Here is a 21,499-nt window from a genome sequence, read left to right as displayed (position 1 = left end):
GCGACAGGATCGGTTGATGCCCAGCCGGTGTCCATGCGCCGGGTGGCCCGGTTTTCCATCAACTGATCAGGAGGCCCGCGCTCAGGCTGCGGGGCTGGGCCGCACGGGGCTGGGCCCGTGCGGGGCAGGGCTGGGCATGGGGCGCCGGGGTGGGCGGCAGTGTGGTCAGGGCGGCCCGGCCCCGGATCGTCAGCGCCGCCCCCGCCACGAGGCGTACCCCTCGCAACGCCGACGGGCGCCACCCCGGGTGGGGTGGCGCCCGTCGTGCGCGGTGCGGAGCGTCAGCGCCGGTCGGCGTCGCTCGCGGTGTCCTCGCGGTAGCTGGCGCCGCCGTCGGACTCGCTGGTCAGCGGCTTGGCGCCGCCCTCCGGCGGGCCGGCCAGGCTCTGGCCGCCGGCCGCCAGCTCCGGGAACTTGAGGTCGAACGCCGGCCGCTCGGAGCGGATCCGCGGCATCCGGTCGAAGTTCCGCAGCGGGGGCGGGGAGCTGGTCGCCCACTCCAGCGAGTTGCCGTGACCCCACGGGTCGTCGACCTCGACCACCGGGCCGGCCTTGTACGACTTCCAGCAGTTCCAGATGAACGGCAGGGTCGAGATGCCGGTGATGAACGCGCCGATGGTGGAGACCATGTTCAGCGTGGTGAAGCCGTCGCCGGGCAGGTAGTCGGCGTACCGGCGCGGCATGCCCTCGTTGCCCAGCCAGTGCTGCACCAGGAACGTGGTGTGGAAGCCGATCATGGTCAGCCAGAAGTGCACCTTGCCCAGCCGCTCGTCGAGCATCCGGCCGAACATCTTCGGGAACCAGAAGTAGATGCCGGCGAAGACGGCGAACACGATCGTGCCGAAGAGCACGTAGTGGAAGTGCGCCACCACGAAGTACGAGTCGTGCAGGTGGAAGTCGATCGGCGGGCTGGCCAGCAGCACGCCGGTGAGACCACCGAAGAGGAAGGTGACCAGGAAGCCGATCGAGAAGAGCATCGGCGTCTCGAAGCTGATCTGGCCGCGCCACATGGTGCCGATCCAGTTGAAGAACTTCATACCGGTCGGCACGGCGATCAGGTAGCTCAGGAAGCTGAAGAACGGCAGCAGCACCTGGCCGGTGGAGAACATGTGGTGCGCCCAGACGCTCATCGAGAGGCCGGCGATGGCGATGGTCGCGGCGACCAGGCCCTTGTAGCCGAAGATCGGCTTACGGGAGAAGACCGGGATGATCTCCGAGATGATGCCGAAGAACGGCAGCGCGATGATGTACACCTCGGGGTGGCCGAAGAACCAGAAGAGGTGCTGGTAGAGCATCGGCCCGCCGGTCGCGGGGTCGTAGACGTGGGCGCCCAGGAGCCGGTCGGCGGCGAGCGCCATCAGCGCGGCGGCCAGCAGCGGGAAGACCAGGATCACCAGGAGGCCGGTGACCAGGATGTTCCAGGTGAAGATCGGCATCCGGAACATCGTCATGCCGGGCGCGCGCAGGGTCAGGATCGTGGTGATCACGTTGACCGCACCGAGGATCGAGCCAAGACCCGAGATGACCAGGCCGACGACCCACAGGTTCGCGCCCACGCCGGGCGAGTGCTCGACGGAGCTCAGCGGCGCGTAGGCGGTCCAGCCGAAGTCGGCCGCGCCACCCGGGGTGAGGAAGCCGACCATGGTCATCGTGCCGCCGAAGAGGAACAGCCAGTAGGCGAAGCTGTTCAGCCGGGGGAATGCCACGTCGGGCGCGCCGATCTGCAGCGGCACCACGTAGTTCGCGAAGGCGAACACGATCGGCGTCGCGAAGAACAGCAGCATGATCGTGCCGTGCATGGTGAACAGCTGGTTGTACTGCTCGGGCGACAGGAACTGCAGCCCGGGCCGGGCCAGCTCGGCCCGCATGATCAGGGCCATCAGGCCACCGATCATGAAGAACGCGAACGCGGTGACCATGTACATGATCCCGATCTGCTTCGCGTCCGTGGTACGCAGCAGCCGCGCGATGGCCGACCCCTTGACCGGCGCTCGGACCGGCCAGGGCCGGGTCACGACCGGCTTGGGTGCGACGGTGGTCACGAGTGGCCTCCGGTTCTGGGTTGTCCCGCTCGGCACGCGCTGGTTATCTGCGGGCCGTCATCCGCAAGGAGGATAGTCCCCGGCAGGTGGCTACGCCGCGTGGGGTGGTCGGGTAGCCTGCACGACCCCGGCGCACCGGGCCCTCGGCCACCGGCCGCTACAGCGGGCCGAGCAGCAGCCGGTAGTGCTCGCCGAAGATCCGGTCGCCGCGCCCGCGCAGCAGCGGGTCGCGCAGCGCCGGCGGCACGTCCCGGGTCCGGTTGCGGTCCCGGGTCCGGTCCCGCACCCATCGCGTACGCGGGCGACGACGACTCTCGTACGCCGCCAGGGCCGCCTCGACGTCGCCTCCGGCCGCGCGGAGGGAGTCGGCGAGCACCACGGCGTCCTCCAGCGCCATCGCCGCGCCCTGGGACAGCGTCGGTGCGGTGGCGTGCGCGGCGTCCCCGACGAGCAGCACCCGCCCCCGGGACCAGCAGCCCAGCTCCACCTCCTCGGTGACCGCGACGTGCACCCGGTCCAGCGCCTCCAGCACGGCGGGCACCGGTCCGCCGTAGTCGCCGAAGAGCTCGCGCAGCCGGGCCGTCGGGTCGGCCGGCGCGACGGTGCCGGCCTCGTCGGCGTAGCAGTGCAGCCGCCCGGCGCCGATCGGCACGACCAGGAAGCCGGCGCGCTGGCCGAGCAGGGCGGTCCACTCCGCGACCGAGGGCCCGTCGCGCACCACGCTGCGGTAGACGACCTGGCCGGCAGGTCGGGGCGGACCGCCGAGCGCGGCCAGGGCCCGGATCGAGGAGCGCGGCCCGTCGGCGCCGACGACGAGGTCGTACTCGGCGGCGGTGCCGTCGACGAAGGTGACGCCGACGGAGTGCGGCAGCAGGTCGACGGCGCGCACCTCGGCGCCGTGCCGCACGGCGCCCCCCGCGCCGGTGAGCAGCACCCGGTGCAGTTCCGTCCGGGGCAGCGCCCGGCACTCGCCGACCCCGGACCAGAGCGCGTCGAGGTCCACCTCGCAGAGCGGCGCCCCGGCCGCGTCGAGGAACCGCTGCCGGTGGATGACGTGCCCGAGCGGGCGTACGGGCCCGTCGAGGTCGAGGCGGCACAGCGCCCGGGCCGCGTTGCCGGGTAGGTAGAGACCGGTCTCGGCGTTCTCGCCCGGGGGCAGCCTCTCGGTGACGTCGGGGCGGAAGCCCGCCAGCCGCAGCGCCCGGGCCACGGCCAGACCGGCGATGCCCGCGCCGACGACGAGGATGCGCAGGGGAGAGCCACCCATGGTGGTGTACGCCTCCGGAGGGGTTCGGCACGCGTTGGAGGCAAGACACTACTCGGCGCAATCGGCACACACCAGAGTCAATCGTCCCAGGCGAAACACTCCTCGGCGCCCGCCGCGCCCGCTTCGGAGGACGACCTGCCGCCGCGCGACTCGGGCGTGACAAACCTCACTTACCTCTCCAATACCCCAGGCCCGTTGCGCTGCGGTTTCAGAGATGTAAATGTGTCGAAGGGTTGTGGGAGCGCTCCCGCGCCCGCCGACCGACTCCGTCCGGCGTTCCGCGCCGAAGCCGAAGGAGCATCATGAAACGTCCACTCCGGGCCCTCGCGGCAGCCGCGCTGCTCGCCGCCGGCTCGATCGTCGCCGTGGCCCTCGGCGGCACCGCCAGCGCCGACACGCAGATCTGCGAGCAGTACGGCTCCACCACCATCCAGGGCCGCTACGTGGTGCAGAACAACCGCTGGGGCACCACCGCCCAGCAGTGCATCAACGTCACCAGCAGCGGCTTCGAGATCACCACCCAGAACGGCAGCAACCCGACCAACGGCGCGCCGACCGCGTACCCGTCGATCTTCCTCGGCTGCCACTACACCAACTGCTCCCCCGGCACCAACCTGCCGATCCAGGTCAGCCAGATCAGCAGCGCCACCAGCAACATCTCCTACCGGTACGTCAGCAACGCGATCTACAACGCCTCGTACGACATCTGGCTGGACCCGTCGCCGAAGCGCGACGGGGTGAACCAGATGGAGATCATGATCTGGCTCAACCGGCAGGGGCCGATCCAGCCCATCGGCTCGCCGGTCGGCACCGCCACCATCGACGGGCGGAGCTGGGAGGTGTGGCGCGGCAGCAACGGCTCCAACAACGTCATCTCCTACCTGGCCCCGTCGGCGATCAGCAGCGCGAACCTCAACCTGCTGGCGTTCATCAACGACACCCGCAACCGGGGCGCGATCACCAACTCCTGGTACCTGACCAGCATCCAGGCCGGCTTCGAGCCGTGGCAGGGCGGCGCCGGCCTCGCGGTGACCTCGTTCTCGGCGGCGGTCAACGGTGGCGGCAACCCGCCGCCCACGACCGCGCCGCCCACCACGCCCCCGCCGAGCACTCCCCCGCCGGGCGGCGCCGGGTGCGCGGTGAAGTACACGCCGAACTCGTGGAGCAACGGCTTCACCGCCGACGTGCAGATCACCAACACCGGGTCGAGCCCGATCAACGGCTGGACGCTGGCCTACAACCTGCCCGCCGGGCAGCAGATCACCAGCTCGTGGAACGCCACGGTGAGCCAGAGCGGTTCGGCGGTGACCGCGCGGAACATCAGCTGGAACGGTTCGCTCGCCCCGGGCGGCACGGCCAGCTTCGGCTACCAGGGGACGCTGAGCGGCGCGTACTCCTCGCCGACCAGCTTCACCCTCAACGGCGTGGCCTGCTCCCGGTCCTGACAGCGTGATCGAGAGGGCGTGACCGGCCGCCGGTCACGCCCCCTCGCCCGTTCCCCGGTCCACCGCACGTTTCAGCACGGCGGTCGCCTCCCGGAAGGCCGCGATCAGCCTCGATCTCTCCCGGCCGACCATCGCCACCCGTCCGCCCGCCGCCCGGTGCGCCTTCTGGAAGTCGATCCACGCCTCGTACGTGGTCCGGACGGCCTCGCCGGTCTCCCGCCCCACCTCGAACCGCCGACGTAGCGGCAGGGGCGGATCAAGGCGGCCCATCCACAACTCGAGCCGGGCCTCCGCCGCGAGGAACTCCGCCGTGACCTCCACGATGTCGTTACCGGCGATGTTGCTGCCGATCACCTGGACACCGAGGTTCAGCGCAGGTGAGACAGTCGGAGCATGCAGATCGTCGGGAGCCTCCCACTTCGGAGGCTGATCCTTGAGCCACTCCCAACCCTCTGACGGCACGCCCACCCCTCCCGCCCACGAGCAGCACCCGTGGGGTGATCTCTAGCGTCTATCCGTCCGGGCCAACCCGGCGGGCTTTCGAAAAAAAAGAGGGAGACGTGGACTCGGCCACGTCTCCCTCTTTCACTTGCCGCTTATCTAATTATTCAAGGCACTCAGACAGGTGCTATTCGGTCAGCTCTTTGGCGGGAACACCACTCGGGCGCCCCGCACGACGGACCGGAATCAGATTCCTCCCGAGAAGTCCGTACCCGAAGATGCATCCTGTGCTGTGCGCTCGTTACCGCCACCACCCTTGCCGCGAATGGTGCCTTTTTTGCCACGACGCTCGCTCGACATCTGTCGTATGGCACGTCGAGCAGCCTCCCTACGAGCTTCAGGATCGTCCTCGACGCGGACTCTGCGCCTTCGTCTGAGAAGTAGCAGACCTCCCGCCAATGCCCCTCCGCACAGGAGCACAGCGAGCATCAGCCAGATCGACCTACCCATGACATCCTCGTTCGATCGACGACCGGGTCATCGTACTCGATGTCGACGCCACCTAGCGACCCCTGTTTTTCCACTTGGCCCAGACGCCGAGCACGAGAATAACAGCTCCGCCCACTGGATCCGTTTGACCCTTGACGTTTTTGATCGCATTCATCTCGGCGTTGATACCGCGGGCGATCGAGGTACGGGTGGTTTCTTGCGTGCGCAACTCATCCGCGAAGGTGATGCGCCGGTTTGCCTCCTCGGGAGCGCCCTCGTCAAGCCCCGGCGCCCCATCAGTTCCGGGCGCCCCGTCCGGACAGGTGCACTGCTGAGGCTCACGCAAGTCACGATTCGGAATGCCAGTGGGGCCGCCGTGCACCGCACAAGTCGAGTTGTGCACAAGGACCGACTGGTCACCGGCAACCACATAGTACGTGTGAATGTCGTCGACAGTGAGGTTGTGGACCCGCGCCGGCTCCGTCCACTGCCGGATCGCGCTGATCTGCACGTAGGTACCGGCCGAGGTGCGCAGCCACTGACCAGTCTTCAGATCGGCGGCGTCGACCCACTCACGGAGTTCGGGCACCCAGAACGGGTGGTTACCAGTGGCGACGACAGTTCCTGTGGCGTCGCCCTCGTCGCCGTCGGGGTCGATGGTGACCTCGACCAGGTGTTTGGTGCCCTGGCCGATGATGGTCGCCACCACCGGTTTGGCTGTCGTCCTGCCGGTCACCGGATCGGTCACCAGCACGACGTCACCGGTCTTGACGTCCTCGATCGGCTTGCGCGACCCGTCGGCCATCACCACCAACGTGCCCGGCACGAAGCTGTTCTTGCAACTGATGAATGCCTTCGCCTTGTCGACCAGATCGACGAGCAGGCCCTTGACGCGGCTGACCAGCGCGGCGGCCTTCTCCCACTTCCATGGCGCGCCGTACCTGGCGGCCAGCTTGCCGAGCGCCCCGCCGAAGGCTGAAGTCACCACGTTGACCGCCGTGGCTATGCAGCCGTCCATGTCGCCCTTGAGGAAGCAGTCCAGGGCATCGGTGATGCCCAGCTCCTCCATCGCGATCTTCCCCAGGGCCTTGGCGATGTTGAGCATCCTCGCCTTGGCCTCGGCGATGCGGCGCTGCCGCTCCTTCTCCGCCGCCGCCCGGGCCGCCGCGGCCCGCTCCTCGGCCGACGCCCGCGGGTTGTTGTGGACGTTCTTCGTCGGCTCGTCCGGGTCGTACGCGCCCGAGCAACCACCGCAGCCGTCGTTGTGGCCCTTGACCTTGTGGTAGTTGCCGTACATGTCCTCGTAGTCGGCGCCGGGGCCGCAGGCGTCGTCGGAGCACGCCTTCAGACCGTCCGGGTCCGAGTACGAGATCGGGTTGTTGTTGGCGTACGCGTACCCGTTCATCTGCTGCGGGTCGTTGACGTCGATGATCGGGTCGACCGAGATGAACCGGCCGGCGATCGTGTCGTACTCGCGGGCCCCGATGTTCACCAGGCCCGTTGTCGAGTCGATGTTGCCGTTGACGAAGCCCTTCTCCGTCGGCCACTGGCCCGGTGCCGGCGGCGTGCCCCGGCTCTCACCGAACGGGGTGGTCCGCCGGTGCGTGATCGCACCGCTTCCGTCGACCGTCGCCTGGCCGGTGCCGTGGTGGTCGTTCGCCACGTAGCGGACGCCGTCGGTCTTGCGGACCAGCGTCGCCCCGCCCGGCAGGCCGTAGTAGCGGGTGGCGTCGGTGACCCGGGTCTGGTGGTTCAGCCGGATCTCCATGCCCGGCAGGTAGAGGGTGGTGGCGTTCGGCTCCTTGCGCAGCATCCGGGAGCCGTCGACGTCGTACGTGAAGCTGGTCTTCTTGCCGGCGGCGTCGGTGACCGATTCGAGGTTGCCCTCCGCGTCCCAGACCAGGGTCTGGTCCTCGCCGGTCCTCGTCCGCTTCGTGGTGTTGCCGGCCGCGTCGTACTCGTAGGAGTACAGCCGGTTGCCGGCCGGGGTCGTCTCCGTCATCTGGCGCAGCGTGTGCGGCTGCGCCTGGCCGGCGGCCGGGTAGGTGTAGCTGCGCTCGATGAGCGGGGTGCCGTTGGCCGCGTACTGCGCCTCGGTCTTGCGGTTGCCGGTCACGTCGAAGGTGTAGGCGTGGTGGTACGGCGCGACGCCGCCCACGCCGGTCACCGACGGGCCGCCGGCGCAGGGGTCGGTCGCGGTGCTCGCCGACGTCCACGCCCGGTCCATGCGGCGCAGGTAGTCGTAGGTGAAGCACTGCGTGTCCTGCGTGCCGGACGGGTTGTTCGCGATCCGCTGGATGTTGCCGGACGCGTCGTAGGTGTATCGGGCGTCGATGTCGTTGACCGAAGCCGACTCGCGGCGCAACTGCTGACGGGTGAGCCGCTTGGAGCCCTGCTCGTACTCGTAGTTCGACCACACCTTCCCGGTGCCCACCTGCGCCTCGGTCTGGAGGACCTCGCCGGTGCTGGCGTATGAGATGTCGGTCAGGTAGGCGTCGTCACCCGTCGTCGCGGTGAGCCGCTCCAGGCCGTCGTAGGTGTAGGCGATCGTCTCGAACGGCAGCCCGCCGCCGTCCGACATGCTCATCGACTGGACGGTGCCGTCCCGGTTGTACTCCGCGCCGAAGGCGTACATGCCCGCGAGTTCGGCACCGGCGTGGTCGGGCACCTGGATGTGGGTGGCGTGCGGCCGGTAGAACTCGTCGTAGTTCGAGTAGTAGGTGGCGTACTCGGCGCCGTCCACCCACCGGCTCGTCGCCGAGAGGTGGCCGACCATCTCCAGGTCGTACGTCCAACTGCTGAGGAGGGTGCCGGTGTCGGCCGCCCCCTTGTAGACGGCGGTCTTGCGGCCGATCGCGTCGTACGTGGTGCTGACCGTCTGGTTGACGCCGTTCGTGGTGCTGACGACGCGGTCCAGGTCGTCGTACGCCGTCGTCGAGGTGCCGGCGTCCGGGTCGATCGACTTGGTCCTGCGGCCGAGCTGGTCGTACTCGTGCGACCAGACGTTGCCCGCCGGGTCCTTGACCGTCTTCAGCTTGCCGGCGTGCGTGTAGGTGTACTCGGTCTTGTCGAACGCCCCCGTCGGGCCGGTGCCCTTGTACTGGAGCAGCTCGGTCGTCTGCCCCAGGGCGTTGGTGATCGACGTGGTGGGGGTGCCGCCGGCCGGCGGGTCGACCGACACCCGGTCACCGCCGTAGGTGGTCGTCGTACGCCACTTCTCGTTGCCGGCGACCGCGAAGATCTCCGCCGTGACCCGGCCCGCCCCGTCGTAGACGAAGAGGGTCTGGCCGTTGACGTCGCCGTTGACCGCCGGGTAGATCAGGTCGCTGGGCGCGCCCGCTGCCGTGTACGTCGCGTACGTCTTGTCGAGGTTGCCCGTCGCGGTGTAGAAGGTGTCGGCGACCGTCCGGGTACCGTCCGGGCCCTCCGACTGGACCTGCCGCGGACGCAGCAGACCGTCGTGCAGCTTGTATTCGACGCTGTAGGAGCCGTCGTTCTGCCGCTTCTCGGTCTTGATGCTTACCGGCTTGTCCGTCCGGACCAGGTAGGTGTAGCGGATGCTCGGGTCCAGCCCCGCGGCGCCGGTCCGGTCCGGCAGCCAGACCTTCGACAGCCGGCCCAGGGGGTCGTACTCGAGGATGCTCTTCAGGCCGTTCGGGTCCACCTGGCTCACCGGTACGCCCCAGGCGGGGGCGTAGTCGGTGGTGGTGACGTGCAGCAGCGGGCTGGTCTGCTTGACCTTGGTGGTCAGGCCGTTCGTGTCGGTGTACTCGGTCTTCGTGAGGTTGCCGAGCGAGTCGACCGCCGTCAGCGGTCGCCCGTACGAGTCGAACGTCCCTCCCGACGCGCGGATGTACGTCGCCGTCGTGCCGTTGTGGCTCTTCAGCCGCTCGGAGCGGGTCGGGTTGCCCAGCGTCGGCGCGACGCCGAACGCGTTGCCGTCGTAGAGCGTCCGGGTGTCGGAGATGACCTGCTTGCTGCGGTCGGGGGTGACGGAGCACTTCACCGACACCGACTCGACCCGCGAGACCAGGCTGTAGAGGTGGCCCGTGGCGTTGTCGGCGTAGGTGGTACGGCTGCACGACTCGTCGCCCGCGACGTCGACGTCGCCCTCGTTCTCCGTCTCGGTCACCCGGCCGAAGCTGGTCTCGAAGACCGAGGTCTGCTTCGTCTCGCGCCAACCACCGGCGGCCAGCGCGACCAGGCTCCGCGCCGTCGTGGTGTTGACGAACCAGGCCTTCCTGCTGCCCCAGGTGAAGGTCTGGGTCGCGGTGTTGTGCCGCCACGGGATCGCGATGCTCTTGCTGACCGCGTTGGCGCCGTCGTACACCACGCTCTCCAGCTGGTGCCCGGAGAACTCGGGGTGGTCGGTGTGGGTGCCGCCGGTGGAGTCGGCCACGGTGACCGTACGGGTGCCGCCGTCCGGGTCCTTGTCGCCGTGCATGCCCCGCAGATAGCGGTACGTCGTCTTCGTCGTCTGGGTCTCGCCGTCGCCGACGGTGACGACCACGTTGCCGTAGCCGCGCCAGTCGCTCCAGGTCAGGTCCTCGGGCTTGGAGATCCCGTCGGGATCCGCGTGCCGCCAGGCGGCCCCGCCCAGGTACTGGTACCGGGTCACCATTTCCGGCTCCGGCCCGCCACCGGTCCGGTCGGTCTCGACGACCTCTTCCACCACGTACTTGTGGAACCAGTCGGTAATCGGGTCGCCGCTGCCGAGGGGACTCCACTTCACCGGAAAGCAGCGGCGCGTGCTGTTGCCCGGCGTGGGCAGTGTGGTCTGCGTGCAGTCCGGCGCGGCATAGGTGACGTCGAGCTGCCCGCCAGAGTCGGTCCACACCGTGGTGAGCCGGACGCGGACCAGCGGGGCGATGAAGTCGCCGTCGCGGTCGATCCGGTTGGGCAGCTGGAGGGGGCCCAGCTCGACCGACGGCATGGCGATGTCCGCACCCGGGCCGTAGCTGCCCGTGTGGGTGATCTTGTGCAGCCAGAGGGTCCGCGAGCCGTCGCTGTTGTCGGTGAACAGGTGGTCGAGCTTCCAGGCGTCCACCGGCGTCCAGCCGGTGCCCTCGCGGATCTCGGTGGTGATGCCGGTCAGGCGTACCCGGGTCCAGAACGTCGGGCTGAGCTGGTCGAGCTTGCACTTGGTGTTCGCGGCGCAGTTGCGGTCGAACGGCACGTCCGGCCAGTGCGGGGCGGTGGCGGCGGTCAGGTCCTGCGGGTCGCAGTCGACGCTGCCGCTGGGCAGGCACCGCTCCTTGGTGGCGAACACGACCCGGGCCGGGGCGTTCGTGGTGTAGACGGCGTTGTGGCGCTGACCGTAGTCGACGCGCTTCAGCCAGCCGCCCCGCACGTACGGCACGCCGTTGACGTCGGTCTTCTTGCCGCGCGCGTAGTGGTTGATCTCCTGGTTGTAGTAGTACGAGGTGACGTTGCCGTAGCGGTCCTTGACGTAGTCGAGGCTCCACCGCCACGCCTGGTCGCAGTACGCCGAGGTGAAGGTCGCGTTGTGGCACGGCTCGCCCGAGTCGTCGCCGTAGATCGGCAGGGTCCAGGCCGACTTGGTCTCCTCCTTGCCGGAGGTCCAGCCGGGGAGCCGGTTCATGCCGAAGTAGTACTCGGTGCCGTTGGTGGTGGTGACCCGCCAGTACTCACCGTCGTTGTCGCCGTTCACCGCACCGGAGAGGCGCTCGACCTTGGAGCCGTCGTCCGTCGCGAACCGCCAGGTGCTGCCGCTCTTGACCAGCTCCGTCGACCTGCCGTTGAGCAGGATGGTCGCGTTGTCGAACGCCCAGCACTGGTCGGCGTACTGGTCGTGCCCGTCCTCCGCGCACGGCTTGTACCGGCGTTCGATGTGGCCCGGCTCGTAGTTGAAGCCCTCTCCGATCCACGAGCCCTGGTTGTTCGTGGCGGCGGTCCGACCGTCGATCGACTGGGACGAGTACCCGAGGGTGATGCCGGGAGCGTTGCCCCCGGGCACCGGCGGGGTCCGCAGCGGGTAGCTCCAGGAGAAGCCGCCCGTGGACGGGGCCACCGACCACTTCGACGACGGGGAGAGATTGGTGGCGCCGTAGTCGCCCTGCGACGAGGCGTCCGTCGCGGTCATGGCGAACAGCGCGCCGGTGCTCGCCTCGGCGGACACCGTCTTCGACTCGCCGTCGTTGGTCGTCGGTACCGGCACGCCGGCACAGTCCGCCCGGTGCGGGGTGGTCAGGGCGCACTCGGGCAACCGCACCAGCCGCAGCCGGGCGCCGAAGTCGCCGCCGTAGGCGCTGGCGATTCCCTCGTAGCCGAGGCCGAGGCGGACCTTTCCGGCGGCGGAGCGCCCGTCGTTGCGGGTCAGCCGCACGACCGGGCCGTCCACCTTCGCCCGCTGCGAGACCTCGCGTGCGAGCACCTCGACCCGGACCTTGCCCGGAGCCGGGTCGGTGGCCGGCCCCGGGTCGTCGGTTGCCGCTGGGCTGGTCCCACCGGGGGACGCCTTCGCCTCGGTCGGCACGGCGGACACCGAGACCGGCAGGCCGCCGATCTTGGCGGTCGCGGTCGAGGCGGCCGATCGGGCGGTCGAGGGCGACGGTACGGAGACATCCGCGGCACCGGCCGCGGGCCAGGAGACCTTCGCCGGCTCGGCGGTCGCGGCGGCCAACACCGGGTTGCTCTTGCGGGGCTTCACCGGCAGCGGATCCCGCTTCGGAAGCACCTTCGACGAGTCTGACGTCGACGGGCGGTTCGACTTCGGCTCGGCCGAGGCGGGGTTGGTGGCGAGCTGGATGAGGCTCGCCCCCATCACGCCGGCCATGGCCCAGGAGATCGGTCTCGTGAACCGGCGGTTGAACACGCCGGAGCGGACCGGAGGTCGGGAGGACATCGCCCCTCCAGGGGTCGGGATGAAGAAAGGGAGACCGCGGCGCGAGGCGGTGGGCCCGATCGGTACGGACGGACCCACCGCCTGCCGCGTCACAGCGTCGGTTGCTCGCGTACCGAGACGTTGAGCTTCTGGATCAGCACCGGGTCGGTCACCCCGTCGTAGACGCGGACGTCGTCGATCGCGCCGGACAGGTGCTCGTCGAAGGCGCCGGCGATGAAGGCCCGGCCCAGCTGCACCCCGCCGGTGGCGGCGAAGGGCGACTTGAGCTCGATCGCCTGGCTGAAGGTTCCGTTGACGTACAGGGCCATCTCGCGGATGTAGCCGTTGTAGACGAGGGTGAGGTGATCGCCCTTGCCGATGAGCTTCGGTGCCTCACCGGCGCTCCTCGTCGTCCACTCGGGGGCCGCCACGTCGCTCTCGGCCATGGCCAACTCCCACGAGCCCTGGTCGTTGCAGCGCACGATCACCGAGCTGCCCTGGCTGCCCTTCTGCGAGAAGACGGTCATCGGGGCACCCGCGCAGTTGCTGGTCAGCTTGACCCGGGCGCTGATCGAGAAGCTGCCCGCCATGTCGGCGTTCGTCGGCGTGCTCGCGTAGCTCTCCGGCTGACCGTTGAGCGCCAGGTGGCCGCCGCCGAGCAGGGAGAGCACCGGGTGGCGGTAGATCGTCGCCGCCGGTCCCAGCGTGACGCCCGCACCACCCTTCTCCTCGGGGCTCACCTTGCTGGTCTCGGCGTTCAACCGCCAGTACGCCTTGCGGTTCGGCGCCGTCTTCTTCAGACCGGTGACCTCGGCCGGGAGGACCAGCCGGTCGAAGACCGAGACGTCCGCCATCGACCCCTGCCAGTTGTCGAAGTAGCCACCCTTGGTCAGGGTGCGCCCGATCTGCAGCGGGCCACGCGCCTTGGTCAACGACCGACGTTGGGCGACGACCGGGGCGGCGGTGCCCACCTGGAGCGACATCTCCTTCTTGGTGCCGTCGAAGATGGCCGCGACGTACGTCCAGCCCGTCGTGGCCGGGCCCCCGATCACCTGCCACCGGCCCAGCGTGACGACGTCGTTGACCGGCATCCGGAAGTACCAGGCGCCCTCGTCGATGCCCAGCGTCGGGCCCGGCTCACCGGTGCCGTCCTGGCTGATCGCCACCTGCCTCCGGGTGGGGTCGTCGACCTTGAACCAACCGGTGATCGCGAAGCTCGTCGACGTGTCCGTCAGCACCTGCTTGGCGGTGGTCAGGTAGGCGTTCGCCGTGCCGTCGAAGCGGGCCGCCGTGTCGGACGGGCCGCCCGGGCCCTCCGCGCCGAAGGTGATGCCGCTGCCGACGGCGGCGTCGTTCTCGCCGAGGCCGTCGTTCGCCTCGTCCTGGCCCGCGACCTCGCCCAGGGACCACTGCGACGTCGGCGGGCGCTTGCCCACCCGGAACGTGCAGGAGGCGATGGTGCTCGACCGGCCGGCCCGGTCGACGGCCTGGACGTTGATCGTCCGAGGACCCTCCTTGTCCGGGTACCAGTTGTTGAGCGTGACCGGGCCGCCGTCGGTGGCAGGGTGCAGCACGTTCGTCGGCATCGGGTTGGTGTTGAACCCGTAGCGGTACGCCACGACGTCCGTGGCGGCGGAATCGAAGGTGAAGCTGGCGGGCACACCGATCGAACCCAGCCACTCGTCGCTCTCGATGCAGTTCGACGCCCCCGTCGTGCCGTTGTCCGCCGCGTCCTGCGGCAGGTAGACGGCGGAGTCGACGTCCGGGGCGCTGGGACTGGTCGTGTCGTACCAGAACTGGCAGACGTCGCGGGTGCCGTCACTGCTCCACGGCCCGGCCTTGGTGTTGTCGCTGCCCCGGACGTCCCAGGAGATGAGCACGTTCTGCGGGATGTCGCTCGGCACGGTGTAGGAGAAGACCGATCCGCTGGCCTTCAGGGGCGTCACGTACGTGCGTGTCTGCGTCGTACCACCGGGCGGTGTCCAGGTGACCCGGAACTCGCCCTTGACCTGCTCCGTGTGCGCCGAGGAGTGGTCCGGGTCCCGCAGCACCGCGTTGAGCCTCGGCGGCACGTCCACGTACGGCGCGTTCGCCCCGTAGGCACACTGCCCGCCGGGCGACATGGTCAGCTCGTTGAGGTTCGGGATGAGCGGCGACCGGTTGTAGCGGACCGAGAGGAGGCCGTTGTCGCAGAACCGCTTGCTGTGCGTGTAGTCGCTCTCGTTCGTCGCCCGCAGGCCGAGGACCACGGAGCCCTTGTTCTCCTCCGCGGCGATCTCCACCGCCCTCTTCGCGTTCCAGCTCGCGTTCTGGTTTGTCGAGGTGCACGACGACTGGACGCTGGAGGGGGAGGCGGTCGCGAGCAGGGTCGCGCCGCTCCAGCCGGAACCCCCCGGCTGGTTGCCCCAGTTCGTCGAGGTTCCGATGCTGGACGAGAGGGGCATGAGGTAGAGCGAGGCGGCCCGGGCGGTCGAGTTCCAGGCGTGCTGCATCGTCACCCGGAACTCGGCGCTCAGGATCGTCTTTCCGGAGTACGGCGTGGCGAGCCGGTAGAACAGCCGCTTGACCTTCGAGTTGTTGCACGAGCTGGGGCAGAGCCCGATCCGCTCGTGCCGCTTGCCGTCGAACTTCCAGTACTCCTCGCTGGGGTACCCGCTGTCGACCATCGCCCAGCCGCTGTTGGTGCTGCTCTGCCACACCGGGTCGATGTACAGCGGGAAGGACGCCTCCGGGTCGGTGAGCATGGCGCGGTTCGGCGTGAGCGTCAGGGTGTTGTCGGCGTAGTCGAGACCGACCTGGGCCACCTCGGACGTGTCGCCCGGGCCCTGCACCGAAGCCGCACCCGGATCGGTGTCGATGGACGACGACCGGGCGGCGATGCCCTCGCCGTCCGGCGTCCCGCTGTCCCACATGGTCGGGGCGTCGGCCTCGAGGACCGGGTTGCCGGTGGCCGGGTCCAGCGCCACCACGCCGCCGTCCCCGGTCTCCTGAATGGTCAGGCCGGCTGCGGTGACGCCGAGCTGGAGGTTCTGCAGTTCCGGCAGGTTGGCCGCCTCGGGCGTCTTGACCACGAGCACGTGCGAGAAGCCCTCGACGGTCACGGTCGCCACCAGATCGACGTCCGGGAACACGTTCGGGTAGGTCGCCTGGCTGCCCCCGACCAGCGGGGCGGGCAGCGGCCCGTGCGGCCAGGTCAGCGTCATGCTCTTCTGGTCGCGCGACGCCACCATGAGCGGCGCGGTGCCGCCCTGGGACAGCTCCATCCCGAGCAGCGCGGCGGTTGGCCCGTAGGCGCCGTTGGGCAGGACCATCAGCGTCGAGTCGGCGGGTACCCAGGCGTCGCCCTGGGTGACCCGGACCGCTTGGGCGTGGTCGTTGGCGATCAACGTACCGTCGGGCTGCGCGAAGACGTCGCGGTACTCCGTGCGATGCGACAGCACCTCGACCGGTTGGTTGAGCGCCTTGGCCGCGACCAGCGCCTCGGCCTCGGTGTCCCGGATGGGGTCCTGCTCAAGCGCGGCGGCGGGCACCACCGGCGGTGCCGGCTGCTGCGGCCCGACGAACGCCCCGGCGGACATCAGCCCGGCCAGGCCGAGCGTGAGGCCGAGCGTGAGGAGCCGACCCCGCTTTCTCCTACGACTGGCCACCCTCAGGTCCTCCCCCGTTGAGCTGTGCGAATCCATGTGCGTCATCAGCTGACCGCCACCCCGAACGTGCTCTGGCCGGTGGGCAGGCCACCCTGGCCTGGTTGCAGGGTGATGCTCGGAACGCGGTTGCCGGCGGCGAGGTCGGCCCAGGTGAAGCCGTACACCGCGTCGAGGCCGTAGGGCGTGCCGACGTACAGGCGCTGCGCGGTCGCGCCGAGCGAGGTGCCGACGAGTTCCTGCGCCCGTACGGAGCCCGGCAAGCTCCCGCCACCGCGTTCCAGGGTCGTCGGGGTACCGATCGGGTTGGCCAGGGCGGGGAAGATCCGTACCCGGCCGGAGTCGGCCGTCGAGGTCTCGGCGTCCTCGCCGGGAGCACCGACCGCGATGAACATCGTCGAGTTGCTGCCCTCGCTGCCCGGCGCGGTGTTCACCACCAGCACCTTCTCCCCCAGGTAGTCGCCGTCCTCGGTGGCGAGGGTGATGGCGGGCAGCTCGCTGAACGTGTTCGCGGCGGTGACGTGGAAGCGGTGCACCATCCCGATGTCCGACGCGGGCGTGCTGGTTCCCGCGACGGTGAGGTCCTCGCCGGGCGCGCCGACGACCACCAGCGAGTCCGCCTGGGTGGCGGGGGTGCCGGCCGGCCGGTACGGGGCGATGCTGATCGACTTGCCGAAGTTGTCGTCGGCCTCGGACTGGTCGGAGATGCTCGCGGAGTTCTGCACCAGCCCGGCGGCGACCGTCGGCATCCCGTTGGTCAGGGTGTGGCTGAGGACGTTCACCGAGCCGGCGAAGGTCTCCGTGCCGATCGACTCGCCCGGCGCCCCGACCGCCCAGTGGTGTTTCGAGGCGGCCACCGAATACCCGACGCGGTCGTCGATCTCCGCCACGCCCTCCAGGCCGTTGCCCTGGCTGAGGGCCAGGTTGAGGTTGCCGCGGAGGTAATGGACCATTCCGGCCAGCGCGCCGCCGGTCAGCGACTCACCCGGCGCGCCGATGACGAGGTAGGGCTCGCCCTTCGCGGTCCGGCTGCCGGCCACGGCCTGGCCGAACCAGTCGTTCGCCTCGGCCGCGTCCGGGACGTTCGTGGAGTCCTGGTGGTAGACCAGCGACGTCGGTCCCTGCGCCAGGCCCGCCGGTGAGCCCAACAGCACGTAGACGGCACCGGCATAGGGCTGGCCGCTGATGTTCTGGAACGGCACGCCGACCGCGAGGTCCGTACACCCGTCGTTGTTGGCGTCGTAGGCGGAGATGGACATGCCGAACCGGTCGCCCGCCTCGGCCGAGCCCGGCACCTTGGCGGCGCCCTCGTGCAGGCTGTGCACGGTCGCGCTGCCGCCGTACGTCACGTGGATCCGGCCGGCGCGGACGGCACCGCCCACCATGGCTTCCGGGTCGGCGACCGCGATGTCGGTGACGCCGTCGCCGTTGAAGTCACTGTCGGTGCCGCCGGTGCAGCCGGTGACGGGGGCGGCGGTGGTGTACACCTGCATTTCGCAGAACGAGGACCAGACGTCACTGCCGGCGACGCCGTCGGCGGCCTTGACCCGCCAGCGGTAGATGCCGCCGTCGACGAAGGCACCCGCCGGGACGGTCGTCGCGGCGGTGGCACCGGTGGCGACGTTGCTGAAGGTGGCGGAGCCGATCGGAACGTCGGCGTTCATCGCCCACCACTCGAAGGTGACCGTCATCGCGGTGTTGTCGGCGTCGGCGACGGTCGCCTTGAGCTGTGGGGTCAGGGTGTTGACCTGCGGGCGGGCCGAGCCGGTCGCGCAGCTGGTGGCCGGGACGGTGGCCCGGGAGGTGACGGTCGGCCAGGAGTTGTACGTGACCGACGCCTTCGGGTCCTCAGTCGCCGCGGCGCCCTCCCGGGACCGGAACTGCTTGAACCCGGCGGGGACCGTCTCGTCGGTGGCCCGGACACCCATGCCGGCGCGGGTCTTGTTCGCGCTGGCCGCGCGCTGGAAGAAGCTCTTGCCGTCGATGTTCGCCCACGCGTCGGCGCAGCTGGTCGAGCCGTGCGTGGCGGTCGACGTCGCCTCGAAGTGGTCCCAGGACGGCTGGTTGGTGAACGTCGTGGTGTAGGTCGACGCGCCGGTGGACCAGATCTCCCAGGACGTGGGCGTGCAGGTGTGCGACCAGAAGTTGAAGAACGACACGGTGGCGGCGGTGATCTGCTTCCCGGCGAGGACCGTGGTGTCCCAGGTGAGGAACGAGCGGGTCAGCGTGGCCGGCGTGGTCGCCAGCAGCCCGATCTGCAGGTCCGGTTCCTGGTTCTGGTCGGTGGTCACCGTCTGCCGGACGTACGTGTCGAACGTGGTGGTCAGCGGGTTGACCGTCGGGTCGATGGTCACCGGGAAGGTGGTGGTCTTGCTGGTCAGCCAGCGGGCGTCCGGCGTGAGCGTGAGTTCGACACCGCCACCGCGCCGGGCGAGGTCGGTACGCACCGGCCTGCGCTGGGCCGGAGCACCGGTGATGGTCTTCTTCGCGTCCCACATCAACGGGGCCGGGATCCGGGCGGTCTGCTTTCCGGAACGGCCGGTCAGGGTCACCGCGCCGTCCGCACCCCGCGCCGACGACGCCACGCCGGGGCCGGTGAACGGGAAGCTGATCCGCTCGACCTGGGCGACGGCGGACCGCGTCTTGACGACGAGGAACTGCTCGAAGCCGAGCCGGGTGGCCTCGACGACCAGGTCCACGCCCGGCCGGGCGTCCACGTAGGTGGCCCGGTTGCCGGTCAGCACCGGCGTGGGCAACGCCCCCGACCAGCCCATCGCGACCCGGTCGTCGCCGGTCCCGACGGCGGCCAGTTCGTGCTCGCCGGCTCCGGCCGGCCCCGAGATCTTCAGGTCGTTGGGGTGCGCGACGGGCGCGACCGAGCCGTCGGCAGCCGCCTTGAGGGTGAGGTCGACGGACACCCATCCGCCGTCCCGCTTGAACCGCTGTATCCCGGCGGCGACCTCCGCCCGGAACTGCCCGTCCGGCAGCGCGAAGACCTCCGCCGTCTCCGAGGTGAGGCTCTTGACCTGCACCGGCCTACCGCTCTCGCGTGCCGTGCGCAGGGACACCGCCTCATCCGATTTGTCCTGAACGCCACCTGTCACGCCGTCCGGGCCGGCGGCGAGAAGCTCCGCCGGCTCTCCGGAGATACCAAACAACGCGACCGCTGTCATGACCGCGACGCCTGCCGCAAGGCATGAACGAACGGTGGCCGTCATCCGACGGTCCACGAACCCTCCCCCGTGTATTCATCTGTGCGAGCCGGGACTCTATGAACCACATGGCAGAGAGCACAAGCCTGGTCACAAACTGTCAGGACGCATGCTGGCGAAGCGGACATCTCCTCGATGCATCACCACGCTGAGCGACCGCGATTCAGGGCCAGCCGGTCCGGCGTGGAACTTCCCGGACCCACGCGCATCGCGGGCCCTGCGCCGCCTGCGCCGGCGCAGGGCCGATGAATGTACGGAAACCAGCAGCTTGCGCCTCAATGGCCGACTGATTGGCCAGTCAGGATTCGCAATGGCCGGGCACCACTGCGGACAGTGCGACCAACCCTTTTCGATTTCCTTCTATTTAACCGAAGGTGACCGTCGCTTCGAAAGTCGACCACCCCCGACCGGCCCCCTATCGACCCCCGATCGGCCCCCCGCGCGAGCCGCACGGGTGCCTGCCCGTCGCCATTCGGACGGAACGGCACGACGGGCGCGGGAACAGGGACGTCGCATCGACCTGAAACATCTTCAGCTTGACCGTCGACGGGCTCGCCCCCCACTCAGGGGCCGAGGACGGCCGACGAGGCAGCCTTCGGAAGCGACCGGGAGGCGATTCCCGGCGCAATCCCGGCTGTCGCTCGGGACACTTCTCTCCGCCCCGTCCACTCGCACCGGAACAGCTGCCGGAATCCCCCACGACAGGTGCGCCACGGTCCCGGAATGGCACCGCGACGATGGCCGGTGCATTCCCGCGCGCCCCGGAGAACGACGTACCGACAGGTCGGGGCCATGGTGAGGCGGACGGCGCCGGTCACCGTGCCGGCTACGGTGACCGCCGCCGCCCTCCTCGGCCACGCGCACGCGGCCCGGGCCGGGGGGCGACCGCCCCTCGGCACCCGGCCCCTGATCAAGACGTGCGTACGGCGGCTCCCGTCCCCCGGGAGCCGCCGTACGCGAGGGGTGGTCGGCCCGTCAGACCCGGGTGAGCCGTACGGCGTCGGCGATGACGAGGCCGGCGGCGGAGCTCCACCGGCTGACCGCGACCCGGTTGGCGTCCCCGGCCGGCAGCGTGAACGTGCCGAGGGAGCGCCACTGCCCGCCGGTCGCCGCCTGGTTGACGATGACCGTCCGGTTGCCGGTGGTGGTGGCCACGATGTACGGCGTCGCGGTGTTGTAGCCGGAGACCGCCGGCCACCAGGCGTCGACCCGGTAGTTCGCGGTCGCCGGAACGTTGAACTTGTACCAGGCGGCGTCGCTGGCGGCGACGGGCTGGGCGAAGCGGTAGTCGGTCCCGTAGCGCTGGGCCGAGTACGCCGAGGTGCCCCAGTTGGTGCTGGCGGTGAAGCGGCCGGCGGTGGAATTGTCCACCACGGAGCTCCAGGTGTTGCCGCCGCCCGCCATCTTCGCGGCGACGTCGGCGCGCATCGTGTTCAGGTCGATGAAGGACGGGTCGATCTTGCCGCTGGTGCTCGTCTCGCGGTGGCCCCGGGCGTAGCTGGCGTCCTTGCCCAGCCGCTTGAGCACGGCGGCGGTAGCGGCGATCGACGCGTTGTACTGCGCCGCCGTCATCTCCTGGTTCACGCCGTTGTAGTCGATCTCCCACCCGATCATCAGGGTGTTGCCGTCGCCCGCGGGGATCGGCCCGCTGCCCCGGCTGACGCCCGCGTGGTTGCAGCGGCCGGCGGAGATGACGTGGAAGACGCCGTGGTAGTCGACGAGGGCCTGGCAGAGCGGGCCGGGCAGGTCGGAGCGGCCGTTGATGCAGACGTTGAGCGCCGGGTGCGGGTTGCTGGCGCTGGAGGTGGCGGCGGTGTGGTGCCAGAGCACGCCGATCGGGTCGAACGAGCCCGCGCGCATGCGGTTGACCCAGTCACCGTGGGTGACGACCTGGACGCCCGCTCCCCGCAGGACGTCCACCAGCCAGGGAATGGTGGCCATCAGGACTCCCCGAGCAGGTCGGCGAGGCACTCGGCCTTCGGCGCGGCGAGCGGCGCGGCGCTCGCCGTGGCGGGCTTGGCGGCTACGGCCACCGCGGTGGCCACCAGGGCCGACATGCCCAGCACCCCGCGTCGGGGTAGGCGGGCGGGTCGTGACGCGTTCATGGCGCTCCTT

At 70.0% G+C, this 21,499-nt stretch carries 9 protein-coding genes; 1 reads left to right on the top strand and 8 read right to left on the bottom strand.

The window, feature by feature from the left end; translation table 11 throughout:
* Nucleotides 1–281: 281 nt before the first annotated feature.
* A complete protein-coding gene (gene ctaD, locus EV374_RS10050) occupies nucleotides 282–2,042 on the bottom strand; it encodes an aa3-type cytochrome oxidase subunit I (protein ID WP_132233840.1) in 1,761 nt (586 codons plus the stop codon).
* Between the two features lie 157 nt (nucleotides 2,043–2,199).
* Complete coding sequence (locus tag EV374_RS10045; protein ID WP_132233838.1) at nucleotides 2,200–3,309, bottom strand: FAD-dependent monooxygenase; 1,110 nt, start codon at nucleotides 3,307–3,309, stop codon at nucleotides 2,200–2,202.
* A gap of 302 nt (nucleotides 3,310–3,611) precedes the next feature.
* On the opposite strand from EV374_RS10045, the gene EV374_RS10040 reads away from it, so the two are divergent.
* On the top strand, nucleotides 3,612–4,754 hold the full coding sequence (locus EV374_RS10040; RefSeq protein ID WP_132233836.1) for a glycoside hydrolase family 12 protein: 1,143 nt from the start codon (nucleotides 3,612–3,614) through the stop codon (nucleotides 4,752–4,754).
* A gap of 33 nt (nucleotides 4,755–4,787) precedes the next feature.
* On the opposite strand, the gene EV374_RS10035 is transcribed toward EV374_RS10040, so the two are convergent.
* The 6 genes from EV374_RS10035 to EV374_RS32465 all read right to left on the bottom strand — a co-directional run bounded on the left by EV374_RS10035 (nucleotide 4,788) and on the right by EV374_RS32465 (nucleotide 21,489).
* On the bottom strand, nucleotides 4,788–5,108 hold the full coding sequence (locus EV374_RS10035; protein ID WP_132233834.1) for a hypothetical protein: 321 nt from the start codon (nucleotides 5,106–5,108) through the stop codon (nucleotides 4,788–4,790).
* 649 nt (nucleotides 5,109–5,757) lie between these two features.
* A complete protein-coding gene (locus EV374_RS10030; protein WP_486485664.1) occupies nucleotides 5,758–12,549 on the bottom strand; it encodes a polymorphic toxin-type HINT domain-containing protein in 6,792 nt (2,263 codons plus the stop codon).
* 89 nt (nucleotides 12,550–12,638) lie between these two features.
* Nucleotides 12,639–16,106, bottom strand: coding sequence for a LamG domain-containing protein (locus tag EV374_RS10025; RefSeq protein ID WP_486485683.1), 3,468 nt, complete (start codon nucleotides 16,104–16,106; stop codon nucleotides 12,639–12,641).
* A gap of 113 nt (nucleotides 16,107–16,219) precedes the next feature.
* Nucleotides 16,220–19,345, bottom strand: a complete 3,126-nt coding sequence (locus EV374_RS10020) for a DNRLRE domain-containing protein (RefSeq protein ID WP_486485663.1) — start codon at nucleotides 19,343–19,345, stop codon at nucleotides 16,220–16,222.
* A gap of 1,014 nt (nucleotides 19,346–20,359) precedes the next feature.
* Entirely contained in the window at nucleotides 20,360–21,325 is a 966-nt protein-coding gene (locus tag EV374_RS10015) for a golvesin C-terminal-like domain-containing protein (RefSeq protein ID WP_132233830.1), read from the bottom strand.
* Nucleotides 21,325–21,489 carry a hypothetical protein gene (locus EV374_RS32465; protein WP_165947736.1) on the bottom strand — a complete coding sequence of 55 codons (165 nt, stop codon included), beginning with the start codon at nucleotides 21,487–21,489 and terminating at the stop codon, nucleotides 21,325–21,327. Before EV374_RS32465 ends, EV374_RS10015 begins: the two co-directional genes overlap by 1 nt.
* Nucleotides 21,490–21,499 lie beyond the last annotated feature (10 nt).

The sequence above is a fragment of the Micromonospora sp. CNZ303 genome, from assembly GCF_004345505.1.
The sequence above is the reverse complement of the archived record's forward strand: the minus strand, read 5'-3'. Positions and strand labels throughout refer to the sequence as shown.